Consider the following 14,680-nt stretch of genomic DNA (forward strand, 5'->3'; position numbering starts at 1 on the left):
CGCAGCGATGAGGGCGCGGCGGCCTGAGCTCAGTGATGCTCGATGCGATTGCGCCCGCCGCGCTTGGCGCAATACAGGGCCATATCGCTGCGCGACAGGGCGGCTTCGACGCTGGCGTCGCAGCTACTCAGCGATGAGATGCCGACGCTGACGGCGAGGAAGATCTGCTCACCGTCATGCAGGATCGGCGTTCTGGCCAGTTCGCCCTGGACGCGCGTGGCGAACTGCATGGCCTTTGGCAGATCGGCTTCGCTGAGTACCACGGCGAATTCTTCGCCCCCCAGGCGTCCGGCCGTGTCGGTCTTGCGCAACTGGCCACGCAGGATGGCCGCGAAGTGGCGCAGCGCCTGGTCGCCCACGTCGTGGCCCCAGCGGTCGTTGATGGCTTTGAAATGGTCCAGGTCGAACATCAGGATGGCCGCGCTCTGCCCTGGGCTGCGCTGCAGGCGCGCGAGTACGGCTTCGAGCTGGGCCATGAAGTGCCGGCGGTTGGCCAGTTGGGTGAGAAAGTCGGTGGTGGCCAGAGCCTGCAGCTCGCCTTCGATCTGCTTGCGCGCGGTGATGTCGGTCATGAACCCGTGCCAGAGCACGCTGCCATCGTCCTGGCGCCGCGGGCGGGCCTCGCCCTGACACCAGGCGATGTCGCGCCCCGGCGCTTGCACGCGAAACTCCAGGTGCCAGGGCGACAGTCGTTCGGCGCAGTGTTCGAAGGACTCGATAAAGGCTCGGCGATCCTCGGGATGGACGATGGCCGTCAGCGCCTGGGCATCCTCCATCAGCTGCGCGGCGCTCAGCCCACAGATGGCCTGGGCACCGGCGCTGACATAGGTGAAGCACGACTCGCCGCTGGCCGCACGCCGATACTGGAAGACCATGCCGGGAACTTCGTTGGTCAGATCGGTCATCAGGTCCGCGGTCTGCCGCACCCGCTCGGCCAGCATGCGCATGGCGGTGATGTCGGTAGTGGTGCCGATCATGCGCAGCGGCCTGCCCTGGCTGTCGCGCTCGACCACCTTGCCGCGGCTGCACACCCATTTGTACTGGCCATCGCGACAGCGCAGGCGATGCTCGACTTCGTAGGCCGCGGTACGTTGATCCAGATGCGCCTGGATGGTCGCCTTGACGTACTCCAGATCGGCGGGATGCACCCGCGTGTAGCTCTCTTCGATGCGATTGCCGACCTCATGCTCGGCGTAACCCAGCAGCGCCTTCCAGCCGCTGGAGTAATGAATCTCGCCGGTGGCGACGTTGCGGTCCCAGATGCCGGTTCCGCTGCCGGCGATGGCCAGCGCCATGCGCCGCTCGCTATCGCGCAGGGCCGCGATCTCATGGCGCTGCCGGGCTTCGTCCGCCTCCCGCGCCAGCAGCTCGAGCGCCAGGGTGGCGAAGTCCTGCAGCGCCTGGCGCTGGCCGGCGTCCAGTTCGTGCGGTCGTTCGTCGAGCAGGTACAGGGCGCCGAGCCTGCGGCCCTGACTCGCCAGCAGCGGGTAGCGCGCAATCAGGTGCAGAGGGCTGCCAACGCCCCGCGGACTCGCCTGCTGGCCTGGGTCAACGGCCGCATGGCGCGTTGCACCGGCGTCTTCGGCTTCGATGATCTGCGCCCGCTGCAGTTCGCCGAGGACGGCGCTGGACAGAATGCGCCGCGCGCCGCCCGCGCCGACCACGAGCACGGCAGCCGCGACCGCGAAGTGGCGGCCGAGCAGGCGTACGAGCCCGTCGAGCCGCTCATCGTTGGCGCTGACGGGCGCATTGGTCGAACACAGGGGCTGCATAGGCATCTGGCTGGGCGAGGATAGGAGCGCTGCGTGATATTGATACGCCATTAATGTGACGACGTCTAATCGTTCCTCGCCAGGCTGGGTCCTGCCAGCAGAATCAGCCTTCACGCTGCCTCTTCCAGCCTCCATGCTTTCGCCGGCCCGATCAGCGGAAAGCTGCACACACGGACGCGCCAAGCCGTAGGGTGCGCCGCGCGCACCAGCTGCGGCCTCGTAAACACGCGGTGCGCACGGCGCACCCTACGACGTCCTCGAACCCACCTGAACGATGCACGGCAACGGCAGTCGGAAAAGCAGAACGACTGCCACGGAGGCCCCATCCCATGCTGCCGAACCGCGCCTTTCTGTGCGTTCTCACCCTGGCCCTGCTCAGCCCGCTGGCTCACGCCGAGCAAGCCCTGCGCATCAAGAGCCTGCAACGTTGCGGCGACCTGCTCGCCACCGACCGGCAGGAATGGTGCCTGCAGGTCCGCGGCCTCGGCGAGAAGGTGCCCCGGCTGCGACTCGGCGACAAGACGCTGCCGGCAAAGGCGGTGCAGCGCAGCGAGGGCGGCCTGCGCCTGCAACTGAGCCGCGATGAAAATCGCAGCGCGCCCCTGTGGCTGGAAGACGGCTCGCGTGTCAGCAACCCGGTGTGGCTGTCGCTCAACGGCAGCCACGTACTGGCCGCCGGCCCGGATGAAGTGGCGAAGAACATGGATGGGCTGACCACCTATCTCGACCTGATCAGCCTGTTGATCGAGGAGAGCCACGACGGTCTCGAGGAGGCCAGGCGCCTGGCGCAGAAATACGATGCCGAGGTGGTTGGCGCCATTGCCCCACTGAACGTCTACCAGCTGCGTCTGCCAGTGAAGAACCTGACGGAGCGCGACGCCCTGGTGCTGCGCATCGGCAGTGAAACCAGCGTCGATGCCGTGGTGGTGGAAGAAAGCGCGCCCGAACGCGGCGAGGAAGCCGAAGCGGCGCGCCAGCCTGCGCGCAAGCCGCAGAAGAACTCCGAGGAATGGGCGGCCAACCGTTTCATGGACGCGGTGAACTACTACCAGCGACGCATTCCCGCCAGCGACTCGCCCATCGAGACCCAGCCGGTGCGCATTGGCGTGATCGAGCGCAACGTCGACTTCGACGCCCCCGACTTCGCCGACTACCTGGGCGCCTGCCCTGACGGCAAACCGCGCACCTGCCTCTATGCCCGCGACGCCGACGAGCCGGACAACCACGGCAGCACGGTGGCGGGCATCCTCGCCGCGCACTGGGACAAGGGCGGCAACACCGGTTTCCTGCGCGGGCTGGACAAGGCCAGCAACGGCTTCGAGGTGATAGTCGAGCGCAATTCGGATGCCGGCATCACTGCCAACATCGCCGCCTCGGTCAACCTGGTGGAAGACGGCGTGCGCGTGCTCAACTGGAGCTGGGGCATTCATCGCGTCGGCACCCGCAATATCGAGGGCGACGAGATCGATTCGCTGGTGCGCTCGAACATCGCCATGAGCGGTTACGAGGAGCTGCTGGAAGAATTCTTCCTCTGGCTGCGCAACGAACACCCGGACGTGCTGGTGATCAACTCCGCCGGCAACGGCTCGTCCTATTCCGGCCGCGACGAGTACCGCCTGCCCTCCTCCTTCATCACCGAGCAGTTGCTGGTGGTCGGTGGGCACCAGCGCAGCGAGCGCGAGAACCTGGCCATCGACGACCCCGCCTACGCGGTCAAACGCGACTCGTCGAATGTCGACATGCGCGTGGACATCACCGCCGCCGCCTGCGCCCGTGCCTCCACCCGGCAAGTCGATGCCAGCGGCGACGTGCACTGCGGCACCTCCTACGCCACGCCGCTGGTCACCGGCATCGTCGCCGCCATGCTGTCGATCAACCCGCAGCTGCAACCGGAACAGGTGCGCATGTTGCTGCGCCGCAGCGCCATGACCATCGGCGGCGACTACGACTTCGAACCCATGGATGCCGAAGACCTGACCGCTCCGATCCTGCCGTCGGAACGCAACTACGAACTGAGCGACAAGGACGTGGGCCGTTCGGCCCGGCTGGATATGCAGAAGGCACTGGACCTGGCGGTGCAGAGCCTGGATCGGGTGCGTTGAGGCGAGGCGATCAGCGCAGCAGCCCGGCCACCTTGCGCTGCAACAGTTCGATCAGCTCTGGCTGCATGTAGGCGTAGTCATCGGGGATATCCAGGCAGATCACGCGCTTGCCCGCCAGCGCCTGGCGGTACTGGCGCATCAATCGGCTGCGGTGGCGCTTCTCCATCACCAGAATCAGCGTGGCCCACTGGACCTGCTCGGCCGACAGACGCACCTCGGCGTCCGGCGCCAAGCCGGCGGAATCGGTTTCGACACCTGGCCAGGAGCCGAACAGCTGCTCGGCGGTCGGGCTGCGCAAGCGGTTGCGACTGCTGATGAACAGTGCGCGGATCAATCGCCAGAAACCCGCTCGTAGAGTTCGACCGGCTCCAGCTTGCCCTGGCAGCCGCATTCGCTATGCCCCAGACCCAGATGGCGGAAGCCGGCCTTGAACAACACGCGCCCGGACTGCGGGTTGCGCGCCAGGTGGCTGGCGTGCAACCGGCGCAGACGCAGGTGGCGGAAGGCGAACTCCACCAGTGCATTGCAGGCCTCGCTGGCATAGCCACGGCTCCAGTACGGCACGCCGATCCAGTAACCCACCTCGGCCTCGCCGCGGCCGATGTCCTTGAGTGTGATGCTGCCGACCAGCTGGCCGCTGCCCGTCTCGATGATCACGAAGCTGGCCGCCTTGCCGTCATGCCAGTCCTGCGTGCAGCGCTCGATCCACTGCTGCGCGAGCTCGGGCGGATAGGGATGGGGAATGCTGCGGGTGACATCGGCAATACGGAAATCGCCGGCCAGACGCTGCACCTCGTCGGCATCCTGCGGCTGCGGTGGGCGCAGCGTCAGGCGTTCGGTTTCGATGCGATGCTCATCCATTTGCGTCTCCTGTCAGATCCATAGGGTGCGCTGCGCGCAGCGGCGTTGCTCCTGAAGCGCCCGCTCAGACCGGGGAAGGCCCGATGGGATAGAACTGCCCGGCACTCCACACCCCAAGCCAGGGCTTGCCGTCCACTTCGCGCTCCACCGCCAGCTCCACCAGCTGGTAGAACACGTTGCGGTGTATCAGCGCTTCGAGGTTACGCCGCACCAGAATGTAGGGCGAGGGTTCGAGTGTCGCAGGGTCGATTTCCACCCGAATCGGATGCTCGGCGCCGGCCACCACCTCGTCCTCGACGTTGGTGGTAAAGCGCAGCACCTGCGCTTCCCCCTCGCCCTCGACCTGCAGAGTCACGGCGACGAAGGGTGCGTCGTCCACCCTGATGCCCACCTTCTCCACCGGCGTGATCAGGAAGTAGTCGTCGCCGTCACGGCGGATGATGGTGGAAAACAGCCGCACCATGGGTTTGCGACCGATGGGTGTGCCCAGGTAATACCAGGTGCCGTCGCGGGCGATGCGCATGTCGATATCGCCACAGAAATCGGGGTTCCACAGGTGCACGGGGGGCAGGCCCTTGCCTTCGCCCTTGGGGATCTGCGCCAGCAGGTCGCCGGCCTTGCCTGGATCGCTCATGCTCTCTCCTCGTCCATTGCTGCGAACCGAAGAGGATACACCCTGACCAGGGCTTTGGCCGCGACAGGAGGCGGCAGATCCCAATCGCCGCCAAAGCACCTCCTGGCCGAGCCGAGCGCGGCGTGGACAGGCGCGGGCTTCGATCCTTCCGGGCAGTCGCTCAGCGCCCCACGCCCAGCAGGCTGCGCGCGTAGTCACGCAGCGGCGGGCCGATCAGGTCCTGGGGTTGGGCGTCGTAGAAGGTGAGAAAGCCGCCACGGCTGCGGATGCGCGCGGTGTCCACCAGATAGCGGGTGTTGGTCTCGATCAGCATCAGCTGAATCACCGCACGGTCGGTGCCGAGACGATCCAGCGCTTCCTGATCCTCCCACTCCTCCACCGTGCCGATGCGATCGTCGCTGTAGGCGAAGCGGCCGTAGAGCAAATAGTGCGCCCCGGCAGCGCGAGCCTCGGCCATCGCTTCATCCAGCCCGGCCGGCTCGCGGGCGCGGCGCACCAGGGGAAAGTATTCGACGAAGCCCTTGAAGGCCTCCTCCGCCACCACGTTGGGCCGCGGGTAACCGTGGCCCGGCGGCACGAAATGGCCTTGGGCGATGTAGATGAAGGAGTCCTGCTGCAGGCGCCGCGAGGCCATGCGCTCGGTGCGCCCGTGGTCGAGAAAACCGGCGTCGCGCAGGTGGTACTCGGCGCCGCTGGCCAGATCGCTGACCTTCATGCAGCCAGCCAGCCCCAGCAGCGCCACCAGTAGAAGCAGGTTACGCATGAATCCATCCTCCTCGTGCCGGTGACGGAAAACCGGCGGATAAGGCACAGATGCAGATTCTGCGCCAGCCTGGTCAAAGCCCGCGCTGCCACTCCTGCCGCAGGTTCGCCTGCTGCGGTTGCTCGATGGCCGCGCGCACCTGGGCCAGCAGACGCGCCTTGTCACGCCCCAGGTTGCCCTTGAGCACCAGGTAGTTGGACGCGTGATCGCTGCGAAACACCGTCTGCTGCAGCTCGAGGCCTTGCAGCAGGCGCTCGACCTCAGCGAACAGCTGCAGCTGCGTCAGCGGCTGGTAATCGGCGAACTGCTGGCGAAAGCGCGCCTCCCCCATGGGGAAACTGACCACCAAAGTGGAAAGGTATTCGGGCTGGGCTTCGTTCATCAGGCGCGCCGAATTGTCGGCATGCTGATCGCTGAACACCTGGCCACCGAGCCCGTTGAGAATCATCACCGAGCGGGTGATGCCGGCCTGGCCGAGCTTGTCCAGAGCGCTGAGGCTGGACTCGAAGGTTTCCCCCTTGTTGACCCGCGCCAGCACCTCATCATCGCCCGACTCGCAGCCGACATAGGCCATCTTCAACCCGGCATCGGCCAGCTCCTTGAGCTCGTCCACCGACTTCTTGCGCAGGTTGCGCGGCAGGCAGTAACTGGAAACCCTACGGACCTCGGGCATGTGCTCGCGGATCGCCTGCAGGATGGCCAGCAGACGCCGAGTCGGCAGCACCAGGGCATCGCCGTCGGCGAGAAATACGCGGTTGACGATCAGTTGCTCGCCGGCGCGACGAATCTCTTCCAGCACCTGCGCCTCGTCACGGGCACGGAATTTCTTCTGCGGGGCGGTGTACATCTCGCAAAAGGTGCACTGGTTCCAGGAGCAGCCGTTGGTGACCGGCAGAATCAGCGACTGGGCCTCGCTCGGCGGACGGAACACCGGCTCGATATAGGCGATGGGAAAGGTGGCGGACATGCGGAAGGACACTCGGTTGGTTGACGCCCCGGCAGTGTATCCGGAGCGGACGTGACTGCCGAGCCACGCGGACTATCGCGGCGAGCGTGCATCGCGCGAGCCATCTCACCGCCTGCGGTGCCCATGGCGCACCCTCGGGGATCGGTGTAGGGCAGGCGCATGTTAGGTGCGCCGCGCGCACCGAGGACCGCAAGCGTCGGGAAATGGGTGCGCATGGCGCCCCCTGCGGATCAGCCGCCGATGATCTTCATCACCGTCACGCCGCCGGAGAAGGCCAGATCCTGCTTGTCGCCAAGGGCCTTGACCAGCAGCCGCTGCAGCGCTGGCAGGGCCTGGTGACGCGGCTTGTCCAGCAGATCGCCGACATAGTGACGATTGCTCGACGACAGGCAGCCATGCAGCCAGCCGGTGGACGACAGGCGCAGGCGCGAGCAGGTGCGGCAGAACGGCACGCTTTCGTTGGCGATCACGCCGAAGTGGCCGAGGCCGGGAATGGCATAGCGCATCGCCGTGGCATCCACCGGCGCATCAGCCTGGACGTACTGGTAGCGACTGCCGATCAGCTCCAGCAACTGCGCCAGGCCAACGAACTGCTGGTTGAACGCGTTGCCATCGCGCGCCAGATGGCCCATGCGCATCAGCTCGATGAAGCGCAGTTCGAAACCGCGCTCCAGGCAGTAGTCGAGCAGCGGCAGAACCTGGTCGAGGTTCTGCCCGCGCAGCGGCACCATGTTGACCTTGATCTTCATCCCCGCTTCGCGCGCTGCTGCCATGCCGGCCAGGACGGTAGCCAGGTCACCACCGCGAGCGATGCTGCGGAAGGCACTGGCGTCGAGGGTATCGAGCGAAACGTTGAGCCGGCGAATGCCGCACTCGACCAGCAGCGGCAGCTTGCGCTCGAGCAGTTGGCCGTTGGTGGTCAGGCTGATGTCATCGAGACCGAGCTGGCTGACTTGCCGCAGGAAGGGATCCAGGCGCGTGCTGACCAGCGGCTCGCCGCCGGTGATGCGCAGGCGCTCGATACCGGCCGCTTCGATCAGGTAGGCGACGCCGCGGGCCATGGCCTCGGCGGAAAGCTCGTCCTGTGCCGCCACCAGGCGCTTGCCGTCAGGCACACAGTAGGTGCAGGCGTAGTTGCAGGCGGCGGTCAGGCTGATACGCAGGTTGCGAAAACGCCTGCCCTGGCGGTCGACGATCATGGCGGACTCCGATAGGGACAACGGGAGTATATCGCCGTAACCGGCCGTGGCACATGGACCATCGACCGGCTGAATGAGCGGGGTCGCATTTGCCGGGGGTCGGTGTCGCCCCGGTAGCGAGCCCCGCCGGGCCTCAGTCGCGCTTGCGCTTGTTGCCCATGCGCACGCCGATGTCCATGAGGAACTGGAAGAAGCCTTCCTGATCCTCGAGCACGTTGCTCCAGAACGGCGAGTGGTACAGCGCCACGGCGCCGTGTACCAGCGCCCAGGCGGCGCAGTAGTGGAAGTACGGCGGCACGTCTTCCAGCTTGCCTTCGGCGATGCGGCCCTTGATCAGCTGGGTCAGGCGCTCGAAGTTGGAGGCGCGGATCTTGTGCAGCTGCTCGACCATCTCCGGCACCTGATTGCCCTTGACCACCTTCTCTTCCAGGCGGTCGAACAGGCGATAGCGCTGCGGGTCGCGCATGCGGAATTCGAAGTAGGCGCGCGAAAGCGCTTCCTTGTCACGATCCACGTCGGCCGAATGCAGCAGCTCGTTGAGATCGCGCTCGTAGTCGAGCATCAGGCGCAGGTAGATCTCCGCCTTGGACTTGAAGTGCTTGTAGATGGTGCCTTTGCCGATACCGACCGCATCAGCGATCATCTCGACGGTAACGCTGTCTTCACCCTGTTCGAGGAAGAGTTTCAGCGCGGTGTCGAGAATTTCTTGCTCGCGGCGACGGAATTCGCGGACCTTACGGGGTTCTTTCTGCATAAAGGGACTGCGGGGTCAAAAATCGAAGCCGCCTATTATGCCCAAATGTAGCCAAATTGCACGGATCATCCGACCATGTACGTGTTTCATGATGAGTTTCCCCAAGAAAGTGGACTGCGTTATCTGAACCATGCGGCGGTCGCCCCCTGGCCGAAACGCAGCGCTGAAGCGGTGCAGCGGTTCTCGGAAGCGAACGTGACCAGCGGCGCACGTGATTATCCCGACTGGTTGAAACTGGAGCGTAGCCTACGCGAACGCCTGATGCGCCTGCTGAACGCACCAAGCACCGGCGACATCGCACTGGTCAAGAACACCTCCGAGGCACTCTCGTTCGTGGCCTTCGGCCTGGACTGGCGCCCCGGCGACCAGGTGATCATCAGCGACGAGGAATTCCCCTCCAACCGCATCGTCTGGCTGGCGCTCGCCGCCCAAGGCGTGGAGGTGGTCGAAGTTAGCCTCAAGGGCGATGATCCGGAGGCAGCCCTGCTCGCCGCCTTCACGCCGCGTACGCGCCTGCTGTCGATCAGTGCGGTGCAGTTCGCCAGCGGCCTGCGCCTGGATCTGCCGCGCCTCGGCCGCGGCTGCCGTCAGCACGGCGTGCTGTTCTGTGTGGATGCCATCCAGCAGCTCGGCGCCCTGCCCTTCGACGTCCAGGCCTATGACTGCGACTTCGCCATGGCCGACGGCCACAAATGGATGCTCGGCCCGGAAGGTCTGGGCGTGTTCTATTGCCGCACCGCGGTACGCGAACAGTTGAAGCTGCACGAATACGGCTGGCACATGCTGGAGCATGCCGGCGACTACACCCGCCAGGACTGGCAACCGGCGCGCAGTGCGCGGCGCTTCGAATGCGGCAGCCCGAACATGCTCGGCGCCTTCGCCCTGGAGGCGAGCCTGTCGCTGCTCGAGGAAGTGGGCATGGAGCGCGTCGGCGCGCTGCTGGAAGAGCGTGTGCAGCAATTGACCGACGGCATTGCCAGGCTACCGGGCGCTACGCTGCACAGTCCGCTGGCTACGCAACGCCGCGCCGGCATCCTCAACTTCAGCCTGACCGGCTGGGACAATGCCGCGCTGTATCAGCGCCTGCGCGAGGAGCAGGTGATCTGCGTGCAGCGAGGGCCGGGAGTAAGGCTTTCGCCACACTTCTACACCCAAGAGCAAGTGATCGAGGAAACGCTGGGTCTGCTAACCCAGCTGGCAAAAGGGTGAGGACTCAACAGCGTCCGCGGTATTCCAAATCTGTTTAAAAAACACACGATTTTGCCTGGACGCTCGCCCAACATGACCAATACTGGAACTTACTGGTGTGCGGCATCTCCCCCCAAGTGCCCCGCCAGCCAAGGTACCGTGGACCGCGTACCTTGATTTACTCCTAATGGTCTTAACCCGGATTCATCCCCCAGAATCCGGGTTTTTTTTGCTCAGCGGATCGGCGTTTCCGTAGGCTGGGTTAGCCGCCCGTCACGAGTCGTAGATTGCTTCGCTGGATCTGGGTGCGGCGTAACCCACCATGGCTGCAACGCCCCACATCGCCTGGTGCGCGCGGCGCACCCTACGGGCTGTTATGCGTCGGCCACACCAGCCAACGGGAACAGGCGCTTGAAGTTGCTCGAGGTCTGCTCGGCCAGGGTCTCGTAGCTGACGCCACGTAGTACGGCCAGGTACTCGGCCACTTCACGCACGTATTGCGGCAGATTGGGCTTGCCACGGTGCGGCACGGGCGCCAGGTAAGGCGAGTCGGTCTCCACCAGCAGGCGGTCGGCCGGCACCTGGCGCGCCACCTCGCGCAGCGCTTCGGCATTGCGGAAGGTAACGATGCCGGACAGCGAGATGTAGAACCCGATATCCAGCGCGGCCTTGGCCATCTCCCAGTCTTCGGTGAAGCAGTGCAGCACCCCGGCCTGCGGCAGCGCCGCCTCGCGCAGCAGCGCCAGGGTATCGGCGCGAGCCTCGCGGGTATGCACGATGACCGGCTTGCCGGTGATGCGCGCCGCTTCCAGATGCAGACGGAAGGACGCCTGCTGCAGCGCGGCGGATTCCGGCTCGTAGTGGTAATCCAGGCCGGTTTCGCCGATGGCGACCACCTTCGGGTGCGCCAGCTCGCCCAGCAGCCAGTCCAGCGCCGGTTCGGCGCCCGGCTCGAGGTCCAGCGGATGCACACCCACCGAGCAGTCGACATCGGCATAACGCTCGGCCAGGCCCTTGACCGTGGCCGCGTTGTCGGCGCTGACGCCGATGCACAGAAAATGGCCGACGCCGGCGGCGCGCGCCGCATCCAGGGCAGCATCCAGCGAACCGCCATGGGCAGCCAGGTCGAGACGATCAAGGTGGCAATGGGAGTCGATCAGCACAGCGGGAGAACTCGGGCAAAGGGAAAGCCCGAATTGTAATCGAAAGCGGCAGGTGCCTGGACGACGGAGATACATTGGCCGCGAGCAGAGTTCGCTCGCGGCCAGCGGATTACATGGTGTGCGTCGGGCGGTCGGACTTCAGTGCGCCGGCGAGGTAGGTTTCGATCTTGTTGCGGGCGGTGTTGTCACCGTCGTTGAACTGCACACCGACACCGGCGGCGCGGTTGCCCTGGGCCCCTTTCGGGGTGATCCACACCACCTTGCCGGCTACCGGAATCTTCTCCGGCTCGTCCATCAGGTTGAGCAGCATGAACACTTCGTCACCGAGCTTGTAGCTCTTGTTGGTGGGAATGAAGAGACCGCCATTCTTGATGAAGGGCATGTAGGCCGCGTACAGCACGGACTTGTCCTTGATGGTCAGGGACAGAATTCCGTTACGGGGACCCAGATTGGGTGGCAGGCTCATCAGCGCATTCCTGGCGTTTATTGCTTAATGCTTGATTCTAGGGCCTGTTCATACTCTCACGCAAACCAGCGGGTGGCAGGCAGCCAGCAGAATGTGACGCCTTGCCGAATCCCGATGCGACCTTTGTCAGCCGCGCCCCTGCTCGGGCAGAGCGGCCCACTGCACCAGCAAGGCTTCCAGTAGCAGCACACGATTGAGGTTGGCCTTGCCGATCACCTTCTGCCTTTGGCCAAGCAGCCATTCCTGAATGGCCAGCACCCTGGCCTGCGGCGTCTTGTCCGCCAGGTATTGCACCACCTTGCGCATATCCGCCTGGCCCAGGCCCTCCTCGTCCCTGGTCAGCTGGTAACGCAGCATCAGCTGCGCCCAGTCGCAGAACCAGTCGAAGAGCAGATTCAGCGGCAGCGCGTTCCAGCTTTCCGCCAACTGGCTTGGCGAAACCTGCTGCTTGAGCAACTTCTTCACCCCCTCTACCGCCTGCGCGCGCTGCTCGCGCACGCCCTGCGCCTGCAAGCGCACGGCGGCCAGTGGCGAGCCCGCCGCCAGGGTCAGCAGATCGCTTCGTTCATCGTCGCCCAGCTCGGGCAGCGCCTGGGCCAGCCAGGCCAGGCTAGTCGCCTCGCTCGGCAGCGGACAGGCCTGCTGCACGCAGCGACTCTTGATGGTCGGCAACAGGCGGCTGGGCTGATGGCTGATAAGCAGCAGCACGGTATTGCCGGACGGCTCTTCCAGGCTCTTGAGCAGCGCGTTGGCGGCATTGAGGTTCATCGCCTCGGCCGGCTCCAGCAACACCACCTTGCGCCCGCCAAGCTGAGCGGTCTGCACCACGAAATCGACCAGCTCACGCACCTGATCGACCTTGATCGGCTTGTCCGTCTCCTCGGGCTCGAGCACGAAGTTGTCCGGGTGAGTACCGGCAGCCAGCAGATGGCAGGACTTGCAGTTGCCGCAGGCGTCCAGGCCGCTCGGGCTCTGGCAGAGAAGATATGCCATCAGGCGCTCGGCCAGCGCGCGCTTGCCGATGCCGGTGGGACCGTGCAGCAGGTAGGCATGGGCATGCTGACTGCGCCCGGCCAGCTGCTGCCAGAGCGGTTGCTGCCAGGGGTAGATCTCAGCCACGGCAGGCCTCCAGCAGGCTCGGCAGCAAGGCGTCGATATCGGCCTGCACCTGAGCCAGGGTCTGTCCGGCATCCAGCACGCGATAACGTTGTGGCGCCTGCGCGGCGCGCTGCAGGTAAGCCTGGCGTACCGCTTCGAAGAAGCCACGGCCTTCCTGCTCGAAACGGTCCAGGCGCCCGCGCGCCGCGGCGCGAGCCAGACCGACTTCCACCGGCAGATCGAAAATCAGCGTCAGGTCGGGACGCAGCTCGCCCTGGACGAACTGCTCCAGCTGCGCAATGCGCTCGATGGACAGTCCTCGCCCGCCGCCCTGATAGGCATAGGTGGCATCGGTAAAACGGTCGCATAGCACCACACAGCCCTTGGCCAAAGCCGGGCGAATGACCTGCTGCAGGTGCTGGGCACGCGCGGCGAACACCAGCAGCAGCTCGGTATCGGCCGCCATCGGCTCGTCGCTGGGGTCGAGCAGCAGCTCGCGGATACGCTCGGCCAGCGGTGTGCCGCCGGGTTCACGGGTCAGCACTACGTCGACGCCCCGCTCGCGCAGGCGCTCGGCCAGATACTCGCGGTTGGTGCTTTTGCCAGCGCCTTCCGGGCCTTCCAGGGTAATAAACAGACCGGTCACGGATTGCCCTTATTCAGTTTCGGCCGCCGCACGGGGCGCGGGGCTGGAGCGGTAGTCGGCGCGACGCTTGAGCTGGTATTCGCGCACGGCGCGGTTGTGCTCGGCCAGGGTGTTGGAGAACACATGGCTGCCGTCGCCTCGCGCGACGAAATACAGGGTGGTGCCATCGAGCGGGTTGAGCGCGGCGTGAATCGCCTCACGCCCGACCATGGCGATCGGCGTCGGCGGCATGCCGTCGATGGTGTAGGTGTTGTAAGGCGTCGGTGTACGCAGGTCGGCACGGGTGATGCGACCGTTGTAGCGCTCGCCCATGCCGTAGATCACGGTGGGGTCGGTCTGCAGGCGCATGCCGATGCGCAAGCGGCGCACGAACACCCCGGCGATTTCGCCGCGCTCCTCGGGCACACCGGTTTCCTTCTCGATCATCGAAGCCATGATCAGCGCGTCGTAAGGCGTGCGATAAGGCAAGCCCTCGGCACGCTTCTGCCACTCTTCGGCAAGCACGGCCTCGAGGCGGGCATTGGCCTGCTTGAGCAGGTCCTCGTCGCTCATGCCGCGCACATAGCGGTAGGTATCGGGGAAGAAGCGTCCCTCGGGATTCTGCCCGGCCAGGCCGAGACGCTCCATCAACTGCGCGTCGCTCAGATTGGCCAGGCGCTGTTCCAGGCGCTCCTGACGGGCCAGGGCCGCGCGCACCTGACGGAAGTTCCAGCCCTCGACCAGCGTCAGGCTGTACTGCACCACTTCGCCACGCTGCCAGAGCCCCAGCATCTGCTGAGCGGTATGTTCGGGCAGCAGACGATACTCGCCGCTGTGCAAAGCGGGAGCGCGCAGGTTGAAGCGCCAGTACAGACGCAACCAGAAGGCGTTGTCGATCACGCCCTCCGCTTCCAGACGATTGAGCAGGCCACTCGGCGTGGCGCCGGACGGCACCTCCAGCAGCATTTCCTCCTCGAGCTGCAGAGGCTGCTCCAGGGCTCTCTGCTGCAGCCAGGCGGCACCGACCACCAGCAGCGCAGCCAGTAGCACGCCGCACTCAAGCAGCACCAAGATCTTGCGTAGCACCA

15 protein-coding genes are annotated in these 14,680 nt (G+C 65.6%); 2 read left to right on the forward strand and 13 right to left on the reverse strand.

Features of this window, described 5'->3' with window-relative positions; genetic code table 11:
* Positions 1–29: 29 nt before the first annotated feature.
* Positions 30–1,772, reverse strand: coding sequence for a sensor domain-containing diguanylate cyclase (locus L1F06_RS16180; RefSeq protein WP_129484165.1), 1,743 nt, complete (start codon positions 1,770–1,772; stop codon positions 30–32).
* Between the two features lie 329 nt (positions 1,773–2,101).
* Between L1F06_RS16180 and L1F06_RS16185 the strand changes: the two genes are divergently transcribed.
* Entirely contained in the window at positions 2,102–3,874 is a 1,773-nt protein-coding gene (locus L1F06_RS16185) for a S8/S53 family peptidase (protein ID WP_129484164.1), read from the forward strand.
* A gap of 10 nt (positions 3,875–3,884) precedes the next feature.
* Here L1F06_RS16185 and L1F06_RS16190 read toward each other — a convergent pair whose 3' ends face one another.
* The 7 genes from L1F06_RS16190 to L1F06_RS16220 all read right to left on the reverse strand — a co-directional run bounded on the left by L1F06_RS16190 (position 3,885) and on the right by L1F06_RS16220 (position 9,052).
* Positions 3,885–4,208, reverse strand: a complete 324-nt coding sequence (locus L1F06_RS16190) for a low molecular weight protein tyrosine phosphatase family protein (protein WP_129484163.1) — start codon at positions 4,206–4,208, stop codon at positions 3,885–3,887.
* The gene (locus tag L1F06_RS16195) at positions 4,205–4,735 is read right to left on the reverse strand and encodes a GNAT family N-acetyltransferase (protein WP_003245149.1); all 531 of its coding nucleotides are present in this window, start codon (positions 4,733–4,735) and stop codon (positions 4,205–4,207) included. The genes L1F06_RS16190 and L1F06_RS16195 overlap by 4 nt, the downstream gene beginning before the upstream one ends.
* 64 nt (positions 4,736–4,799) lie before the next feature.
* The gene (locus L1F06_RS16200) at positions 4,800–5,369 is read right to left on the reverse strand and encodes a DUF1285 domain-containing protein (RefSeq protein ID WP_012018169.1); all 570 of its coding nucleotides are present in this window, start codon (positions 5,367–5,369) and stop codon (positions 4,800–4,802) included.
* Positions 5,370–5,529: 160 nt separating this feature from the next.
* Positions 5,530–6,132 (reverse strand): DUF4823 domain-containing protein, encoded by a 603-nt coding sequence (locus L1F06_RS16205; RefSeq protein ID WP_003245152.1) that lies wholly within the window; start codon positions 6,130–6,132, stop codon positions 5,530–5,532.
* A gap of 73 nt (positions 6,133–6,205) precedes the next feature.
* Positions 6,206–7,099 carry a radical SAM protein gene (locus L1F06_RS16210; RefSeq protein WP_129484162.1) on the reverse strand — a complete coding sequence of 298 codons (894 nt, stop codon included), beginning with the start codon at positions 7,097–7,099 and terminating at the stop codon, positions 6,206–6,208.
* A 230-nt stretch (positions 7,100–7,329) separates the two neighbouring features.
* Positions 7,330–8,298, reverse strand: coding sequence for a GTP 3',8-cyclase MoaA (locus tag L1F06_RS16215; RefSeq protein ID WP_129484161.1), 969 nt, complete (start codon positions 8,296–8,298; stop codon positions 7,330–7,332).
* Between the two features lie 133 nt (positions 8,299–8,431).
* Positions 8,432–9,052: a TetR/AcrR family transcriptional regulator gene (locus tag L1F06_RS16220; RefSeq protein ID WP_003245158.1), complete on the reverse strand. Its 621-nt coding sequence runs from the start codon at positions 9,050–9,052 to the stop codon at positions 8,432–8,434.
* Positions 9,053–9,127: 75 nt separating this feature from the next.
* Between L1F06_RS16220 and L1F06_RS16225 the strand changes: the two genes are divergently transcribed.
* The gene (locus L1F06_RS16225) at positions 9,128–10,261 is read left to right on the forward strand and encodes an aminotransferase class V-fold PLP-dependent enzyme (RefSeq protein WP_129484160.1); all 1,134 of its coding nucleotides are present in this window, start codon (positions 9,128–9,130) and stop codon (positions 10,259–10,261) included.
* Positions 10,262–10,614: 353 nt separating this feature from the next.
* Here the strand turns inward: L1F06_RS16225 and L1F06_RS16230 are convergent, their stop codons facing one another.
* The 5 genes from L1F06_RS16230 to mltG all read right to left on the reverse strand — a co-directional run bounded on the left by L1F06_RS16230 (position 10,615) and on the right by mltG (position 14,678).
* Positions 10,615–11,403, reverse strand: coding sequence for a TatD family hydrolase (locus L1F06_RS16230; protein ID WP_003245162.1), 789 nt, complete (start codon positions 11,401–11,403; stop codon positions 10,615–10,617).
* Between the two features lie 109 nt (positions 11,404–11,512).
* A complete protein-coding gene (locus tag L1F06_RS16235; RefSeq protein WP_003245164.1) occupies positions 11,513–11,869 on the reverse strand; it encodes a PilZ domain-containing protein in 357 nt (118 codons plus the stop codon).
* A 126-nt stretch (positions 11,870–11,995) separates the two neighbouring features.
* Positions 11,996–12,988, reverse strand: coding sequence for a DNA polymerase III subunit delta' (locus L1F06_RS16240; protein WP_129484159.1), 993 nt, complete (start codon positions 12,986–12,988; stop codon positions 11,996–11,998).
* Entirely contained in the window at positions 12,981–13,613 is a 633-nt protein-coding gene (gene tmk, locus L1F06_RS16245) for a dTMP kinase (RefSeq protein ID WP_129484158.1), read from the reverse strand. Before tmk ends, L1F06_RS16240 begins: the two co-directional genes overlap by 8 nt.
* 9 nt (positions 13,614–13,622) lie before the next feature.
* Entirely contained in the window at positions 13,623–14,678 is a 1,056-nt protein-coding gene (mltG, locus tag L1F06_RS16250) for an endolytic transglycosylase MltG (protein WP_129484157.1), read from the reverse strand.
* Between the last annotated feature and the right edge of the window lie 2 nt (positions 14,679–14,680).

The sequence above is a fragment of the Pseudomonas hydrolytica genome, from assembly GCF_021495345.1.
Lineage (GTDB): Bacteria > Pseudomonadota > Gammaproteobacteria > Pseudomonadales > Pseudomonadaceae > Aquipseudomonas > Aquipseudomonas hydrolytica.